The sequence below is a fragment of the Limnohabitans sp. genome (assembly GCF_017848645.1).
Lineage (GTDB): Bacteria > Pseudomonadota > Gammaproteobacteria > Burkholderiales > Burkholderiaceae_C > Limnohabitans_A.
Genome location: NZ_JAFEIF010000077.1, coordinates 1 through 15,685 on the forward strand (window position 1 = coordinate 1; position 15,685 = coordinate 15,685).

A 15,685-nucleotide genomic window follows, 5' to 3' on the forward strand; every position below is an offset into this window, starting at 1 on the left:
GCCCCCACCAAGGTACACATCCGCACTCAACCGCTCAGCCACCCCCAACACCTCGCCCATCGACTCAGCGTACTCGCGCAGCGCCAGCCCCGTGTGCGATGTGGCGTGTTGCCGCACATCGTCCGGCGTGCCCTCGGCCACGATCAGCCCTCCGGCATAACCGCCCTCAGGCCCCAAATCGATCAGCCAATCGCTGGCGCGGATCACGTCCAAGTTGTGCTCGATGACGATGAGCGAATGCCCCGCTTCGAGCAGCTTGCGCAAAGCCCGCATGAGCTTGGCGATGTCGTCAAAGTGCAAGCCCGTGGTCGGCTCGTCAAACAAAAACAGCGTGCCTTTGCGCGCCAGACTCTGGCGGCTCTTGGCCGCGCTTTTGGCGGCTTCAGCCAAAAAGCCCGCGAGCTTGAGGCGCTGCGCCTCACCGCCCGACAAGGTGGGCACAGGCTGGCCCAGCTTCACATATTCCAGGCCCACGTCCACGATGGGCTGCAGGGCGCGGATCACGTCGCGGTCTTGCGCGAACAAAGCGGCGGCTTCGCTCACCGTGAGGTCCAGTACATCGGCCACATTCAGGTGGCGCGGCTGCGCCTGGCCCAGAGCCTGGCGCTCGACGGTGATCTCCAGAATCTCGGGGCGGTAACGCTTGCCATCGCAATCGGGGCAGCGCAAATACACGTCGCTCAAGAATTGCATCTCAACGTGCTCAAAGCCCGAGCCGCCGCAAGTGGGGCAGCGCCCGTCGCCGCCGTTGAAGCTGAACTTGCTGGCGGTGTAACCCCGCTGACGCGAGAGCGGCGCGGTCGCAAAAATCTCGCGGATCGCGTCCCACGCACCCACATAACTCACCGGGTTGGATCGTGCGGTTTTGCCGATGGGCGACTGGTCCACGAATACCACATCGCTCAGGTGGTCGGCCCCCAGCAGGCGGTCGTGCGCGCCGGGGGTTTCGGTGGCTTTGCCAAAGTGGCGCATCAGCGCCGGGGCCAGCACATCCTGGATCAAACTCGATTTGCCCGAACCGCTCACGCCGGTGATGGTGACCAGGCGCTGCAGCGGAAAGTCCACGCTGATGTTTTGCAGGTTGTGCTCGCGTGCGCCTTCCAAAATCAAGCGCGGCGTGCTGTCGGTGACCATGCGTTTGAAGCCCAGACCCACTTGTTTGCGCCCGCCCAAATAGGCACCTGTGAGTGTGTCGGCATTGCGCAGGTCGGCAGTCGTGCCGTCAAACACGATCTGCCCACCGCGCTCGCCGGGGCCGGGGCCCATGTCTATCATGCGGTCGGCGGCCATCATCACGGCCGGGTCGTGCTCGACCACGACCAGCGTGTTGCCCGCGTCGCGCAGGCGGTGCATGGCCAAGGTGATGCGGTGCATGTCACGCGGGTGCAGGCCGATGCTGGGCTCGTCGAGCACGAACAAGGTGTTGACGAGGCTGGTGCCGAGCGCAGTGGTGAGGTTGATGCGCTGCACTTCGCCGCCGCTGAGGGTGCGGCTTTGGCGGTCGAGGGTGAGGTAACCAATGCCGACGTCACACAGGTATTTGAGGCGGGTGGTGATTTCTTCCAGCAGCAGTTGCAGGGCTTTTTGTTCGGCGCTTTTGCCGTGGTTGGTTTCCTTCGTGGTTTCTTCGGAGGGACGGTCTGCATCAGAGCGGGGGGCGGGCTCCTCATGAGGCGGGGGTACGCCAAAATCGTCGCCCGCCCCCCGCTCTGACGCAGACCTTGTGGTCGATCGGGCGTCTTGCGCCCTCTCTGTCGCACTCTCTGTCGCTGCCTGTGCCTGTGCCTGTGCCTGTGCCTGAGCTTCTGCTTGTGCACCCGCCCCCACGGCTTCGGCCGGGGATGGGCTGGGCGACGATTTTGGCGTACCCCCGCCGTATGAGGAGCCCAGCCCATCCCCGGCCGAAGCCTCCCCCAACGTGCTCAACAACCCAGCAACCAAAGAGGCCTCCCCGGCCGCCAAGGAGGCATGCCCAGAAGCAGACACCCGGTCAAAAAACAAACGCAAACGGTCAAGCGGCATGATCATCATGTCGTGCAGACTCAAACCCGGCAGCGCCTCCAACTGCGCCCGCGTCCACTTCACACCCGCGGGCATGAAACGCTTTTCCACTGGTAACGCCCCATCGGCATCCGAATGGCTGCCAATGCGCCAGAGCAAACTCTCGGTCTTCAAACGCGCCCCTTGGCACGTCGGGCACTCGGTGTAACTGCGGTACTTGGACAAGAGCACCCGGATGTGCATCTTGTAGGCCTTGCTCTCCAGGTACTCAAAAAAGCGCTTGACGCCATACCACTGGTGGTTCCAGCGGCCCTTCCACTCGGGTGAACCGTTGATCACCCAATCTTGCTGGGCTTTCGTCAGCTTGTCCCAAGCCGTGTCGCGCGGAATACCTGCGGCCTCGGCGTGGCGCATCAGGTCGTCCTGGTTTTCTTGCCAGGCGGGCGTTTGCAGCGTCTTGATGGTCCCGGCCCGCAGCGTGAGCTTGGGGTTGGGAATGACCAAGCCATAGTCCACGCCGATCACACGGCCAAAACCCCGGCAGGTCTCGCACGCCCCCACCGCCGAGTTGAACGAAAACATCGACGGGATCGGGTCGGTGTAACGCTGATCGCTGTCGGGGCAATGCAGTCCGGTGGAAAAGCGCCAGATGTCAAAGGCAGTTTCGGGGGATGAGGCATCAGGATCTGACGCCAATTTCTCCACATACACATTCAGACGGCCGCCGCGTTTGAGGGCCACTTCGATGGCTTCGACCACGCGGGCTTTTTCGGCCTTGCCCAAACGAAAGCGGTCGGCGATCACGTCCAGCACTTTGCGCGGGCCGGTGGGGGTGGCCACTTCGCGCTCGGCCTGCACCTTGGTGAAGCCGCTGGCCGACAACCATTGTTCAACCTGCTCGGCGCTGGTGTTGGCGGGCAGCTCGACAGGGAAGGTCAGAAACAGGCGCGGATCACCTGCTTGCGCGGCACGCTGGGCCAGTTCGGCGTAAATCGTGTCGGGGTTGTCGTGGCGCACCGGCTGCGCGGTGTCTTTGTCAAACAGCTGGCCCAGGCGGGCGAACAACAGCTTCAGGTGGTCGTTCAGCTCGGTCATGGTGCCCACGGTGGAGCGTGAGCTGCGCACCGGGTTGGTCTGGTCAATCGCAATGGCCGGGGGCACACCTTCGACCTTGTCGACGGCCGGTTTGTCCATGCGGTCCAGAAACTGGCGGGCGTAGGCACTGAAGGTCTCCACATAGCGGCGCTGGCCCTCTGCGTACAGCGTGTCAAACACCAGGCTCGACTTGCCCGAGCCGCTGGGGCCGGTGACCACCGTCAACTCGCCCGTGCGGATGTCCAGGTCGAGGTTTTTGAGATTGTGCTGACGGGCACCACGGATGCGAATGAGACCTTGGGACATGCTGGGCTTTATGGGGTGGGGGCCAAGCATTCTAGGGCGCAGATGATGACATGACACCCGGCCAAAAGAAAAGCCACGCACAGGCGTGGCTTTGGTTTGAGGCGCTTGACTGGCGTCAGGCGCTCACAGGGTGATCACTTGACTGCACTGGCGTCCGAAGCCGGGGCAGCAGCAGGTGCGGCGGCAGGTGCATCGGCCTTGGCGGGCTCTACATGCACGGCGTCAGCGCCGTGCTTTTCACCGCTCATGTCCAGGCTGTCACCACCTTTGCTGATGACGTACAAAGCCAAGGCAGCAAAGATCACGAATCCAACAACAATTTTCCACATGATTCATCTCCAAAACAAAGAAGGCCCTCCACAGAGGGAAGGCCTTGAATTTAGCATCCGAGTCACCCCGGGATGCTTACAAAAACAGATCAGTCGTCTTTGTAGATGTCGTTGTCTTTGGTTTCTTTGACGAACAAGCCACCAATCACGACGGTGACACCGGCGATGATGATCGGGTACCACAAGCCGTTGTACATGTTGCCGGTCTGGGCCACGATCGCAAAAGCGGTGGTGGGCATCAAACCACCGAACCAGCCGTTACCAATGTGGTAGGGCAAGGACATCGATGTGTAACGGATGCGGGTGGGGAACATCTCAACCAGCATGGCGGCGATCGGGCCGTACACCATGGTCACCAACAGCACCAGGTAGGTGAGGATGATGATGACGGTGACTTTGTCGAACTTGGCCATGTCGGCTTTAGCCGGGTAGTTGGCGGCCTTCAAAGCGGCGCCCAGGTTGGAGCTCAACAAAGTGGCACCAGCGGTCTTCTCGTTGCTCAGGTCTTTGACAGACTTGGTGGCAGCTTCGATGGCCTTGGCATCTTTGGGTTCCGCAGCGTTCAGAGCCGCCAGCTTTTCCTCGGCCTTGGCCTTGGCAGCGGCGATGTCTTCAGCCGAGTACTTGACGTTCACCACGGTCTCGCCCACTTTGATCACAGCAGGTGTGCCCGCAGGCGCTGCAATGTTTTCGTAGGATACAGAAGCACCAGCCAAACGCTGTTTAGCAATGTCGCAAGAAGAAGTGAATTTCTTGGTGCCTGTGGGGTTGAACTGGAAAGAGCACTCTGCTGGATCGGCAGTCACCGTCACCTGAGCCGACTGCTGCGCAGCGTACAGGTCTGGGTTGGCTGCTTTGGTCAACGCCTTGAACACAGGGAAGTAAGTGACAACAGCCAACAAGCAACCGGCCAAGATCAGTGGTTTACGACCGATTTTGTCCGACAGCGTGCCGAAGATCACGAAGAACGGTGTGCCGATGATCAAGGAGATCGCGACCATGATGTTGGCGGTGGCGCCGTCCACTTTCAGCGCCTGCGTCAAGAAGAACAAAGCGTAGAACTGACCGGAATACCAAACCACAGCCTGACCCATGACCAAGCCGAACAAGGCCAAGATCACGATCTTCAGGTTTTTCCACTGGCCGAAAGATTCGGACAGAGGGGCTTTGGACGTCTTGCCTTCGGCTTTCATTTTCACGAAAGCAGGCGATTCGTTCATGCTCAAACGGATGTACACCGAGATGATCAGCATGATCACCGAGACAAGGAACGGAACTCGCCAGCCCCAGTCAGCAAAAGCTTCTTCGCCGATGATGGTACGTGTGCCCAAGATCACCATCAGGGACAGGAACAAGCCCAAAGTCGCTGTGGTCTGGATCCAGGCGGTGTAAGCACCACGCTGACCCGCTGGGGCGTGCTCGGCCACATAAGTAGCAGCACCACCGTACTCACCACCCAAAGCCAAACCTTGCAGCAAGCGCAGGCAGATCAGGATGACGGGAGCGGCCACGCCAATGCTGGCGTAGTTAGGCAAAACGCCCACAATGAAGGTCGAGACACCCATGATCAGGATGGTGACCAGGAAGGTGTACTTGCGGCCGATCATGTCGCCCAAGCGGCCGAAGAAGATCGCGCCGAAAGGACGCACGATGAAACCGGCAGCAAACGCCAGCAGTGCGAAGATGAAAGCAGAGCCTTCATCCAAGCCGCTGAAGAATTGCTTGGCAATGATCGCGGCCAATGAACCGTACAGGTAAAAGTCATACCATTCAAAAACGGTACCCAGAGAAGAGGCAAAAATCACCTTCTTCTCTTCCGCCGTCATCGGGCGGTTTGCTTCAGTTGTAGCCATAAAGCTGTCTCCAAAAAAGAGTCTCCGACAGGGAAACTTGGCGCGATTCTTAGCGCTTGCACTTGCCCCTGTCTGACAGGCAACCAACATGGGCTTACATAATCAGTACTAACCCTTGGTATTTTTTTCGCATTACGATAAAACCTCGTTTTCCAAGGGTAATTACTGGGATTTGTTTTCGGCTTTGATATGAGCGCCTTCACCCAATTGGCACGCCCAAGCCTTTTTCGGCTTCAAAATTGAACCGTCCACACGAACAATCCACCGTCTCAAACCCTTCACGTCATCCATTACAGTCGGACGCACCGCGAAATTCGCCTTGAATTCCTCAGAACACACGAACACAGGCATGAACGACAACACCTTTGACTACATCATCGTTGGCGGTGGCACTGCAGGATGCCTGCTGGCCAACCGCCTGAGTGCCGATGCCCGCAAGCGCGTGCTTTTGATCGAAGCCGGCAAAAAAGACGATTACCACTGGATCCATATCCCTGTGGGCTACCTGTACTGCATTGGCAACCCGCGCACCGACTGGCTGTACCAAACCGAACCCACCGAGGGACTGAACGGCCGCAGCCTGCGCTACCCGCGTGGCAAGGTGCTGGGTGGGTGCTCCAGCATCAACGGCATGATTTACATGCGTGGCCAATCGCGCGACTACGACCAGTGGGCGCAGATCACAGGCAACGACGCGTGGCGCTGGGACCAAGCATTGCCTTACTTCAAACTCCATGAAGACCACTACAACGGCGCCAATGAATTTCACGGCGCCAAAGGGGGCAAGTCGGAATTGCTCGCCCCCACCGATTTGCCCAAAGGGGGCTACCTGCATACGCTGCGCGGGCGCAACACGGGTGGCGAATGGCGCATCGAAAAGCAACGCCTGCACTGGGACGTGCTGGACGCGTTTTCGCAAGCGGCCCAGCAAGCGGGCATTCCCGCCACCGACGACTTCAACCGGGGCAACAACGAAGGCGTGTCTTACTTCGATGTGAACCAGCGCAACGGCTGGCGCTGGAACACGGCCAAGGCTTTTTTGCGTCCCACCTGTTATTCACGTCCCAACTTTGAGCTGTGGAACAAAGCCCAGGTCAGCAAGTTGCTCATTGAAACCCAGGCCAACGGCGAAAAGCGTTGCACGGGCGCTCAGGTCTGGACAGGGCTGGAGATGGTCGAAGTCAAGGCCACGCAAGAGGTGATCTTGAGCGCGGGCAGCATTGGGTCTGCGCAAATTTTGCAACTGTCAGGCATCGGGCCTTCAGATTTGCTGCAAGGTGTTGGCGTTCACGTGCAGCATGAGCTGCCCGGCGTGGGGGCCAACCTGCAAGACCATTTGCAGATCCGCTCGGTCTACAAGGTCAAAAACGCCAAGACCCTCAACACCCTGGCCAACAGCCTGTGGGGCAAAGCCATGATCGGTCTGGAATACGCCTTCAAGCGCACCGGGCCCATGAGCATGGCACCGAGTCAGTTGGGCGCGTTCACCAAGAGCGATCCGTCGCAGCCCCACGCCAACATCCAGTACCACGTTCAGCCTTTGAGTCTGGATGCGTTTGGCGAGCCGCTGCACAGTTTTCCGGCCATCACGGCCAGTGTGTGCAACCTCAACCCCACCAGCCGGGGCACGGTGCACATCCAGAGCCCGCGTTTTGAGGACGCCCCCGCCATTGCACCCAATTACTTGGGCACCGCAGAAGACCGCAAAGTGGCCGCCGACAGTTTGCGTGTGACGCGCCGCATCATGGCGCAAGACGCGATGAAGCCTTTCCAGCCCGAGGAGTTCAAGCCCGGCGTGCAGTACCAAAGCGACGAAGAACTGGCCAAATTGGCCGGTGACATTGCCAGCACGATCTTCCACCCGGTGGGCACCACGCGGATGGGGCGCGACGACGACCCGATGGCGGTGGTGAATGGGCGATTGCAAGTGCGCGGCATTGCGGGTTTGCGTGTGGTGGATGCGGGGGTGATGCCCACGATCACCAGCGGCAACACCAACAGCCCGACGCTCATGATTGCGGAAAAAGCGGCGCAGTGGATTGGTGAAGATTTCGTCAAAACTTAACGCAGCCAGACCCCATGGCTTTCATTCACAAAAAACGCATTTTGACCTCAGTGCTTTTGCTGGCCTGGCTGTTGATCAGCTTTGGCCCCAGCTTTTTTGCGCGTGAGCTCTCAGTGCTGGTTTGGGGCTGGCCTTTGTATTTTTGGATGGCAGCGCAAGGCTCTATCCTGCTGTTCATCGGCATCGTGGTTGTTTACGCCTGGCTCATGAACCGTTGGGAAGCACAAGAGGCCGCTGCAGGCCGGGACATCCCACAAGGCTGGTGACCGACCAGCGTGCCCACTCCAAACTGGGCGCATCCATCTCTGACACAACCGAGCAGGTGGGTGTGCTGCATTTCTGCACTTTGGGCCCAACGAGCTAGGGCGAAACACCCCCTAAAGACACCTATTTTTATCGGTGTTTTCCCTTGAATTTCTCTCTCGCAAATTCAAACAAATCCACAAAAAATGTAAGGCAGGCGTCAGGTAGGTCTCGCTCTCCGAATGAAGCCTTGCAAATGCTCGGCAAAGAACTGAATTTACCCATTTTTTTAAGGATTTAAAGCCGATTAGGTGGACAAGAGGTCGATTCATAGAATCCGAAAACTCTTTTGATCTCCATCAATAAACCCCTATGTTGCTTGCCATCGTCATCGCCAAAAGCCTGATCGAACTTTCGCTCATGTTCATCGTCGGGCGTTTCTTGCTGGGATTGCTGGCGGGGTCCAACCGTGACAACAATGTTTTTTGGCAATTGCTGGATGTGGCCTCCAAACCTGCGCTGTGGATCACCCGCAAGATCAGCCCCAAACTGATCCTGGACCAGCACATTCCGCTGGCCACCAGCAGCTGGCTTTTGATTGCCTGGGTCGTGGTGGTGCAATTGAAAATTGAACTTTGTCTCGAAATGGGCATCGCAGCATGTCAGTGAAAACCCAACTCTCTCTCGCCCACTTGAACACCTCGAGCCGAGGCCGGTGTTTTTGGCTGCGTCTCCAAGCCAAAGCCCTTTTGGTCTTGGGCTTGCGCAATCAAGCCCATGCGGTCTTTCATCAAATCCTGCTGATCAACCCGGAGGATGTCTTGGCCTTGAACAGCGTGGGCTTCAAGGAGCTGAACGACAAGCGTTTGATCCAGGCTTTGAGTTTTTTTGAACGGGCTTTGGTGCTCACGCCGACCAACGCCAATGCCCACTTCAACGTGGGGTTTGTGTGCGAAGAGTTGGGGCGCAGCCAGGAAGCCGAACACGCATTCAGGGCCGCCATTCAGATCGACGAAAAAATGGACCGTGCCTGGTATGGCCTGGGTCTGGTGCTGGTGCGTCAGCAAAGGTTTGAAGAGTCTTTGGTCGCTTTCAAGCGCAACACCGAGTTGCAGTCCATGAGCCCCTACGCCTGGTACCAAATGGCTCGAGTTCACATGGAAATGCACGACCCTGATAAAGCGCTGGAGGTGATGCGCCACCTCAATGGTTTTGAGCCCAAGGTGGCCGCCCAACTGGAGCGGGAAACAGGGCTGAAATTAGACAGGTCTTTGTGAATACGACACCCGCAAGTGTCGGTTGTGAAATTGAAGTGTGACAGTCGGTAGTTTGATTTTTTTAACAACAAGGAGATGACGATGCAGCTCACTGCAAGGCACCAGGAATACTGGGGCAAAAACTTAAGAATCACGGGGCTATTGCTGGCCCTGTGGTTCTTTGTCACGTTTGTGGTTTTGTACTTTTCACGTGATTTGACGTTCAGCTTTTTTGGCTGGCCATTTTCGTTTTGGGTCGCCGCCCAGGGCGCACTGATTGTGTACTGCCTGATCATTTGGTACTACGCTCGCTATATGAACAACCTTGACAAGGAATATGGCGTTTCTGAAGGAGAAGAATCATGAGCGTTTTCGGCGGAGAAGGCCAAACCCAAAGCCAGTTTCAGAAATCTCTGAACAAAGTTTTCTTGTTCTACGGCGGTGGCTTCGCAGCCTTCGTCATCGTGCTCGCTGTCCTTGAGCAAATGGGCATGCCCAAAGAGTACATCGGTTACGCCTTCCTAGCGGCCACCGTGCTCTTGTACGGCGGCATTGGTGTGATGAGTCGCACCAACGACGCGGCCGAATACTATGTGGCGGGCCGTCGTGTGCCCGCCATTTACAACGGCATGGCCACCGGCTCTGACTGGATGTCGGCCGCTTCCTTCATCGGTATGGCCGGTACGCTTTACCTGACAGGTTACGGCGGTTTGGCCTTCATTTTGGGCTGGACTGGCGGTTACTGTTTGGTGGCTTTGTTCCTGGCGCCTTACCTGCGCAAGTTTGGCCAGTTCACCATCCCTGACTTCCTGGGCGCTCGCTACGGCGGCAACATGGCGCGTCTGATTGGCGTGTTTGCAGCCATCTTGGTGTCCTTCGTTTACGTGGTGGCACAGATCTTCGGCGTGGGCTTGATCACCGCCCGCTTGACCGGTCTGTCGTTCGACGTGGGCGTGTATGTCGGCTTGGCCGGTATCTTGGTTTGCTCGTTCTTGGGTGGTATGCGTGCTGTGACCTGGACCCAAGTGGCGCAATACCTGATCCTGATCGTGGCCTACATGATCCCCGTGGTTTGGCTGTCGGTGAAACACACCAGCATGCCTGTGCCGCAGATCTCTTATGGCTACTTGCTTGAAAAAGTGACCGCCAAAGAAGAGCAACTGCTGAAAGACCCCAAAGAACTCGAAGTTCGCGGTATCTTCAAAGCACGCGCTGACGCAGCCGCTGAAAAGCTGAAAGACGTGCCAGCCGCCATGGCCGCTGACAAAGAAGCAGCCACCAAAAAGCTGGAAGAGCTGAAGGCCGCCAACGCACCTGCTGCAGACATCAAGGCTGCTGAAACCGCCTTGGCTGGTTTGCCCAAAGATGAAGCGGCTGCCAAAGCGGCTTACACCGCAGCGCGCACCACCAACACGGCACGTGCAGCACCACCCCTGCGCCATGCTGAGCCCTTCCCAGGCAAAGACGACGCCGCTCGAGATGTGGCCCGCAAGAACTTCTTGGCCCTGGTCTTCTGCTTGATGATCGGTACGGCTGCTTTGCCCCACATCCTGATGCGCTTTTACACCGTGCCTTCGGTGCGTGAAGCGCGTGAGTCGGTGGCTTGGTCGCTGTTCTTCATCTCTTTGTTGTACTTCACAGCGCCTGCTTTGGCGGTGTTGGTCAAGTTTGACATCTACACCCTGTTGGTCGGCACGCCGATGGACCAGTTGCCAGGATGGATTGCACGCTGGAACGTGGTCGACCCCACGCTGATGGCGGTGTCTGACATCAACAAAGATGGCATCTTGCAGTTGGCAGAGATCCGCTTGGGCGGTGACATTGTGGTCTTGGCCACACCTGAAATCGGCGGCTTGCCGTTCGTGATTTCGGGTCTGGTGGCAGCCGGTGGTTTGGCTGCGGCCTTGTCCACAGCCGATGGCTTGTTGCTCACTATTGCCAACGCCTTGTCGCACGACGTGTACTACAAAGTGATTGACCCGAACGCTTCGGCCAACCGCCGTGTCGCGATCTCCAAAACCATTTTGGTGTTCGTAGCTTTGGCAGCTGCTTATGTCGCATCGCTGCGCATGGCGGACATTTTGTTCCTCGTGTCTGCGGCCTTCTCGTTCGCTGCGGCAGCCTTCTTCCCTGCGTTGACCCTGGGCATCTTCTGGAAGCGTGCCAACAAATGGGGCGCCTCGCTGGGCATGGTGGCGGGTTTGGGCATCTCGTTCTACTACATGGTCAAGACACATCCCTGGATGTACGGCATGTTCCATGAGGGTTCGCTGACGCCTGAAATCCTGAAGGCCAACACCTGGTGGGACATTGCCCCCATCTCGGCCGGTATCTTCGGCGTGCCACTGGGCTTTGCGGTGATCATCATCGTGTCGCTGCTGACCAAGGCACCGGATCAAGAAGTTCAGGACATGGTCGAAAACGTCCGTTTCCCCAGCTTTGACGGCACCACCTCACAAGGTTCTGCCGCTCACTAAAAGGACCCTGTTGGCAAGCCCTGTCTTGCCAACTTGAACCCTTTCCAATAAAAAACCCGATCACGTCATGTGATCGGGTTTTTTCTTTGGGGCAACAGTTCAGCTCATGAACGCCTGACACCCACCCCGCACTGCGCCGGGGCTTGCCAGTCCGGGCCATCAAACCAGGCATCGCCCAACAAGTAGGCCCGCAGCATGGGCAGCGCATCTTGTCCCCAAAACACGCGGCCATCGACCACCCAGCTGGGTACGCCAAACACCCCCAGATCCATCGCCTCTTGGCTGTGCTTTTGCAAAGCCAGTTTGACCTGGGCGCTGCCAGGATCAAGCGCTGGGGCCAGCTCGGCCGTCAGGGCCGCCAGGCGCTCGGCATCGGCCGCGTCCTGCCCCGTGCACCAAACATGGCGGAAAATTTTCTCGCACACATAGCGGCTGGGCTCGCCATCGGCGTCACAGGCGGTGGCCAGGCGCAACAAGCCCAGTGGGTTGAAGGGGTGCAGAGCGGGCAGCTGCAAGGGCATGCCCTGCTGGCGCGCCAGCCAAAGCACCTGCCGGTAGGTCCAGTCGCGCTTGGTGGGGATTTCCGCCGGACCGAGCTGACCGTGGTGCTTGAGCAGGGCGGCAAACAACACCGGTTTGTGCACCATGCGGTGGCTGATGCCCTCCAAAGCCCGGGGCAGGGCGTCGAAACCGAGCCAAGCGTAGGGCGAAATGAAGTCAACATAAAAGTGAATGGTTTTCATGGGTGTCTTCCTGTGTGTTGTGCCTCGCTTTGAACCCAAGTCTATAGGGTCAACACCAACTTGCGCAGGCCATCTTGTCCGTAGAATGAATTGGCATGAGCAGGTGACCACAACGCCCACACCGGGCCAGAGTCACCCACGGCACCTCAAGGAGACACCATGTACAAGCACATCATCCTGGCCTATGACGGTTCGGGCAGCGGCCAAAAGGCCTTGCTGGAACTCAAGGAGCTGGCGCATTGGGGCCAGCCCCGACTGACCTTGGTGGCGGTGGCCCCCAATCCACTGGATGTGGGCTCGATGGAAATGGGCTACTACACCTCGGCCGACAACGGTCCACTGGAAGAAACCCTGAAAGAGCAACTGGCTCAGGGCGTGCAAGCGCTGCAAGACATGGGTTATGCGGTGCAAGGCGAGGTGCTCAAAGGCGAAGTGATCCGCGAGCTGTCGGACTTTGCCGAACGGGCGGGGGCCGACCTGATCGTGGTCGGTCACAAGCACGAACCCAATTTGCTGCGCCGCTGGTGGAGTGGCTCCACCGCCAAGTCGCTGGTGGAAGAGTCGCCTTGCAATGTGCTGATCGTGGTGGACCGCAGCGCAGCGGCTGCGGCCTGAGGCGCAGCCCAGACGCCCAGTTGAAGGACTACCTCACGCTCTCCCCGGCTTGTTGTCAGGTCGTCCCACCCTCGACCGTCAGACGCTGCTGAATGCGTTGCCAGACTTGGCGCTTGGCTTCATCGGGCATGCGGCTCCAGGCACCAATCTCATCCAGGCTGCGCCAGCAACCTGCGCACATGTCGGTCTGTGGGTCCATCACGCACACCGATAAACAGGGTGACGGCACATGGGGCGCGGGTTCGGCCAGAACCTGGGCAGCCCGTTGCGCCAGCAGTTTGGTGCGCGCATTCATGGCGCCACCTGAGTAACGGGCAGATGCGCAGGGTCTGCCAACGCTTTGGCGTCTGAGCTGTCCTGAACCACATCGGCCGCAAGGGCGCCGGTCAAACCGGGCAGATCCTGGGGTCGCAGGCGAAACACGCCGTGCGGATGCCCGGCTGCAGCCCAGATTTCGTCGAAGCGCCACAGGTCTTGGTCGAGCAAGGTGAGCGGCGGGTGCAGGTGCGCCACAGGCGAGACGCCGCCAATGCTGAAGCCCGTGTGGGCTTTGACGAAATCGGCATCGGCCCGGCCCAGCTTGCCCACCCGGGCCGCCACTTTCTTTTCATCCACACGCCGGTCGCCAGAAGTGACCACCAGCACAGCCACGCCATCTTCCTTACGTTTGAAGATCACGCTCTTGGCGATCTGACCGAGCTGCACACCCAAGCTGTCAGCGGCCTCTTGTGCGGTTCGGGCCGCGCCATCGAGCATGACAGGTGCATGGGGGTGGTTTGCGTCTTGCAAAGCCCGCGCCACACGTTGCACGCCCTCGGGCAAAGTATGGAGTTCAGCGCCACACATGGCTCAGCCCGCCCGTTTGGTCAACAAGGCCTTGGCCACGTTCGAGTTGGGTTTGCGGCCCAAAAAGTCGCTGATGAACGCGCCTGCATCCACCAGTTTGTCCAGATCAATGCCCGTCTCAATGCCCATGCCGTGCAGCATGTACACCACGTCTTCGGTGGCCACATTGCCGGTGGCCCCCTTGGCATAAGGGCAGCCGCCCAGACCCGCCACCGACGACTGGAAGTTCCACACCCCCATTTGCAACGCCGCGAGCGTGTTGGCGAGTGCCTGACCATAGGTGTCGTGGAAATGGCCGCAGATGTGGTCGATGTCGAAGTGCTGCAGCGTGGCTTCAATGGCTTTTTGCACCTTGAGCGGTGTGCCCGTGCCAATGGTGTCGGCCACGTCCACGCGCTGCACACCGATCTGCTTCATCAAACCCGCCAAGTGGGCCACGCTGGCCGGTGAAACTTCGCCCTCATAAGGGCAGCCCACCGTGCAGCTCATGGCCCCGCGCACCGCGATACCCGCCGCCAGCGCCGCTTGCACCACAGGCGCAAAGCGTTCCATGCTTTCTTCGATGGAGCAATTGATGTTCTTCTGGCTGAAGGCCTGGCTGGCGGCACCAAAAACCACGATCTCGTCGGGCTTCGAAGCCACCGCCGCTTGGTATCCCACCATATTGGGCGTGAGCACCGAGTAGCGCACGCCCGCTTGGCGCGCAATGCCCGCCATCACGACCGCGTTGTCGGCCATCTGCGGCACCCACTTCGGGGACACGAAACTGGTGACCTCGATCTCGGTGAGGCCTGCAGCCTGCAAGCGGTGCACCAAACCGATTTTGATTTCAGCCGGGACCGGTTGCTTTTCGTTTTGCAAACCGTCGCGAGGGCCGACGTCGATGAGTTGAACGCGTGAAGGAAGGGTCATGGGGTTCTCTGAATGTTCAATAACCGCGCTGGTGGTCCACCACGCCACGGATGGGCTCGCCGCGCTGCAGAGCCTGCATTTTGCCCACGATTTGCGCGATGCTTTCTTCGCGCAGCGTACGGGCCGAGGTGTGGGGCGTCACGGTGATTTTCGGGTGTTGCCAAAACGGATGCCCAGCAGGCAACGGCTCAGTGCGGAACACGTCGAGTGTGGCACCTGAGAGGTGGCCCTCGTCGATGAGGGTGATCAGGTCATCTTCGACCAAGTGCTTGCCACGGGCCACGTTGATCACATAGCCGCCTTTTTGCAGCTGCGAGAGCGTGTCTTTGTTCAGGATGTTTTCGGTCTCGGCCGTGAGCGGCATCAGGTTGACCAGCACGCGCGTGGCCTGCAGGAATTCGGGCAGGCTCTGCGCCCCGCTGAAACAGCGGATGCCCGGCAGGTCTTTGGGGCTGCGGCTGTAGCCGTTGACCGGAAATTCAAACACCTGCAGCGCTTTGGCCACACGCTCGCCCAACACACCCAAGCCCATGACGCCCACCGCAAAGTCGGCGCGGCTGCGGGGCTTGCGGTACGACCATTTGCCCAATTGGGTGTCGGCGTCGTAGCCGTCGAACTCACGGAAATGCCGGATCACCGCATGGCACACGTATTCGGCCATTTGCACCGACATGCCCGCGTCGTCCAGACGCACCACCTTCAGCGCTGGCGGCAGTTTCAGCTGGAGCAAGGCATCGACACCTGCACCGATGTTGAACAGGGTTTGCAAACCCACCTGTTCGTCGATGAACTGCTGGGGCGGTGCCCACACAATGGCATGCTGGGCGGGCGGTGCACCGGGTGCCCAGGCGGACACCGAGGCCTCTGGGAAGGCTTGTTGCAGGCCCTGCACCCAGGGCACGGGGTCGAGCTTGTCAAAGCAGATGGTGATGTTCATGGCCCGA

General features: G+C 59.1%; 15 protein-coding genes. 7 read left to right on the top strand and 8 right to left on the bottom strand.

What is annotated here, in order from left to right:
• From QZ190_RS16215 to QZ190_RS16225, 3 genes are all read right to left on the bottom strand, one after another.
• Nucleotides 1-3,402, bottom strand: a 3,402-nt coding sequence (locus QZ190_RS16215) for an excinuclease ABC subunit UvrA (protein ID WP_291918417.1), incomplete at its 3' end; no start/stop codon positions are given.
• Between the two features lie 134 nt (nucleotides 3,403-3,536).
• Nucleotides 3,537-3,731 (bottom strand): hypothetical protein, encoded by a 195-nt coding sequence (locus tag QZ190_RS16220; RefSeq protein WP_291918420.1) that lies wholly within the window; start codon nucleotides 3,729-3,731, stop codon nucleotides 3,537-3,539.
• Nucleotides 3,732-3,820: 89 nt separating this feature from the next.
• Entirely contained in the window at nucleotides 3,821-5,584 is a 1,764-nt protein-coding gene (locus QZ190_RS16225) for an MFS transporter (RefSeq protein ID WP_291918423.1), read from the bottom strand.
• 349 nt (nucleotides 5,585-5,933) lie between these two features.
• Between QZ190_RS16225 and QZ190_RS16230 the strand changes: the two genes are divergently transcribed.
• The 6 genes from QZ190_RS16230 to QZ190_RS16255 all read left to right on the top strand — a co-directional run bounded on the left by QZ190_RS16230 (nucleotide 5,934) and on the right by QZ190_RS16255 (nucleotide 11,625).
• Complete coding sequence (locus tag QZ190_RS16230) at nucleotides 5,934-7,649, top strand: GMC family oxidoreductase (RefSeq protein ID WP_291918426.1); 1,716 nt, start codon at nucleotides 5,934-5,936, stop codon at nucleotides 7,647-7,649.
• 14 nt (nucleotides 7,650-7,663) lie between these two features.
• On the top strand, nucleotides 7,664-7,915 hold the full coding sequence (locus QZ190_RS16235) for a DUF4212 domain-containing protein (RefSeq protein WP_291918429.1): 252 nt from the start codon (nucleotides 7,664-7,666) through the stop codon (nucleotides 7,913-7,915).
• 349 nt (nucleotides 7,916-8,264) lie between these two features.
• Entirely contained in the window at nucleotides 8,265-8,561 is a 297-nt protein-coding gene (locus QZ190_RS16240; protein WP_291918432.1) for a hypothetical protein, read from the top strand.
• Complete coding sequence (locus tag QZ190_RS16245; protein WP_291918435.1) at nucleotides 8,552-9,169, top strand: tetratricopeptide repeat protein; 618 nt, start codon at nucleotides 8,552-8,554, stop codon at nucleotides 9,167-9,169. Before QZ190_RS16240 ends, QZ190_RS16245 begins: the two co-directional genes overlap by 10 nt.
• 81 nt (nucleotides 9,170-9,250) lie before the next feature.
• Nucleotides 9,251-9,514 (top strand): DUF4212 domain-containing protein, encoded by a 264-nt coding sequence (locus QZ190_RS16250; protein WP_090137918.1) that lies wholly within the window; start codon nucleotides 9,251-9,253, stop codon nucleotides 9,512-9,514.
• Complete coding sequence (locus QZ190_RS16255; RefSeq protein ID WP_291918444.1) at nucleotides 9,511-11,625, top strand: sodium:solute symporter family protein; 2,115 nt, start codon at nucleotides 9,511-9,513, stop codon at nucleotides 11,623-11,625. The genes QZ190_RS16250 and QZ190_RS16255 overlap by 4 nt, the downstream gene beginning before the upstream one ends.
• A gap of 104 nt (nucleotides 11,626-11,729) precedes the next feature.
• On the opposite strand, the gene QZ190_RS16260 is transcribed toward QZ190_RS16255, so the two are convergent.
• Nucleotides 11,730-12,368: a 2-hydroxychromene-2-carboxylate isomerase gene (locus QZ190_RS16260; RefSeq protein WP_291918446.1), complete on the bottom strand. Its 639-nt coding sequence runs from the start codon at nucleotides 12,366-12,368 to the stop codon at nucleotides 11,730-11,732.
• A gap of 159 nt (nucleotides 12,369-12,527) precedes the next feature.
• Between QZ190_RS16260 and QZ190_RS16265 the strand changes: the two genes are divergently transcribed.
• A complete protein-coding gene (locus QZ190_RS16265) occupies nucleotides 12,528-12,983 on the top strand; it encodes a universal stress protein (protein ID WP_291918449.1) in 456 nt (151 codons plus the stop codon).
• A 55-nt stretch (nucleotides 12,984-13,038) separates the two neighbouring features.
• On the opposite strand, the gene QZ190_RS16270 is transcribed toward QZ190_RS16265, so the two are convergent.
• Genes QZ190_RS16270 through QZ190_RS16285 form a run of 4 tightly spaced genes read right to left on the bottom strand, consistent with a single transcriptional unit; the run spans nucleotide 13,039 to nucleotide 15,678 of the window.
• A complete protein-coding gene (locus tag QZ190_RS16270; protein ID WP_291918451.1) occupies nucleotides 13,039-13,278 on the bottom strand; it encodes a DUF1289 domain-containing protein in 240 nt (79 codons plus the stop codon).
• Nucleotides 13,275-13,829: a YbaK/EbsC family protein gene (locus QZ190_RS16275; RefSeq protein WP_291918453.1), complete on the bottom strand. Its 555-nt coding sequence runs from the start codon at nucleotides 13,827-13,829 to the stop codon at nucleotides 13,275-13,277. The genes QZ190_RS16270 and QZ190_RS16275 overlap by 4 nt, the downstream gene beginning before the upstream one ends.
• A 3-nt stretch (nucleotides 13,830-13,832) precedes the next feature.
• Nucleotides 13,833-14,741 (bottom strand): hydroxymethylglutaryl-CoA lyase, encoded by a 909-nt coding sequence (locus QZ190_RS16280; RefSeq protein ID WP_291918455.1) that lies wholly within the window; start codon nucleotides 14,739-14,741, stop codon nucleotides 13,833-13,835.
• A 16-nt stretch (nucleotides 14,742-14,757) separates the two neighbouring features.
• A complete protein-coding gene (locus tag QZ190_RS16285) occupies nucleotides 14,758-15,678 on the bottom strand; it encodes a glyoxylate/hydroxypyruvate reductase A (protein ID WP_291918456.1) in 921 nt (306 codons plus the stop codon).
• Nucleotides 15,679-15,685 lie beyond the last annotated feature (7 nt).

Bases quoted from the DNA above. Each gene is read 5' to 3' on its own strand.
- QZ190_RS16220 (WP_291918420.1), bottom strand. From the start codon at position 3,731: ATGTGGAAAATTGTTGTTGGATTCGTGATCTTTGCTGCCTTGGCTTTG.
- QZ190_RS16225 (WP_291918423.1), bottom strand. From the start codon at position 5,584: ATGGCTACAACTGAAGCAAACCGCCCGATGACGGCGGAAGAGAAGAAG.
- QZ190_RS16230 (WP_291918426.1), top strand. From the start codon at position 5,934: ATGAACGACAACACCTTTGACTACATCATCGTTGGCGGTGGCACTGCA.
- QZ190_RS16235 (WP_291918429.1), top strand. From the start codon at position 7,664: ATGGCTTTCATTCACAAAAAACGCATTTTGACCTCAGTGCTTTTGCTG.
- QZ190_RS16240 (WP_291918432.1), top strand. From the start codon at position 8,265: ATGTTGCTTGCCATCGTCATCGCCAAAAGCCTGATCGAACTTTCGCTC.
- QZ190_RS16245 (WP_291918435.1), top strand. From the start codon at position 8,552: ATGTCAGTGAAAACCCAACTCTCTCTCGCCCACTTGAACACCTCGAGC.
- QZ190_RS16250 (WP_090137918.1), top strand. From the start codon at position 9,251: ATGCAGCTCACTGCAAGGCACCAGGAATACTGGGGCAAAAACTTAAGA.
- QZ190_RS16255 (WP_291918444.1), top strand. From the start codon at position 9,511: ATGAGCGTTTTCGGCGGAGAAGGCCAAACCCAAAGCCAGTTTCAGAAA.
- QZ190_RS16260 (WP_291918446.1), bottom strand. From the start codon at position 12,368: ATGAAAACCATTCACTTTTATGTTGACTTCATTTCGCCCTACGCTTGG.
- QZ190_RS16265 (WP_291918449.1), top strand. From the start codon at position 12,528: ATGTACAAGCACATCATCCTGGCCTATGACGGTTCGGGCAGCGGCCAA.
- QZ190_RS16270 (WP_291918451.1), bottom strand. From the start codon at position 13,278: ATGAATGCGCGCACCAAACTGCTGGCGCAACGGGCTGCCCAGGTTCTG.
- QZ190_RS16275 (WP_291918453.1), bottom strand. From the start codon at position 13,829: ATGTGTGGCGCTGAACTCCATACTTTGCCCGAGGGCGTGCAACGTGTG.
- QZ190_RS16280 (WP_291918455.1), bottom strand. From the start codon at position 14,741: ATGACCCTTCCTTCACGCGTTCAACTCATCGACGTCGGCCCTCGCGAC.
- QZ190_RS16285 (WP_291918456.1), bottom strand. From the start codon at position 15,678: ATGAACATCACCATCTGCTTTGACAAGCTCGACCCCGTGCCCTGGGTG.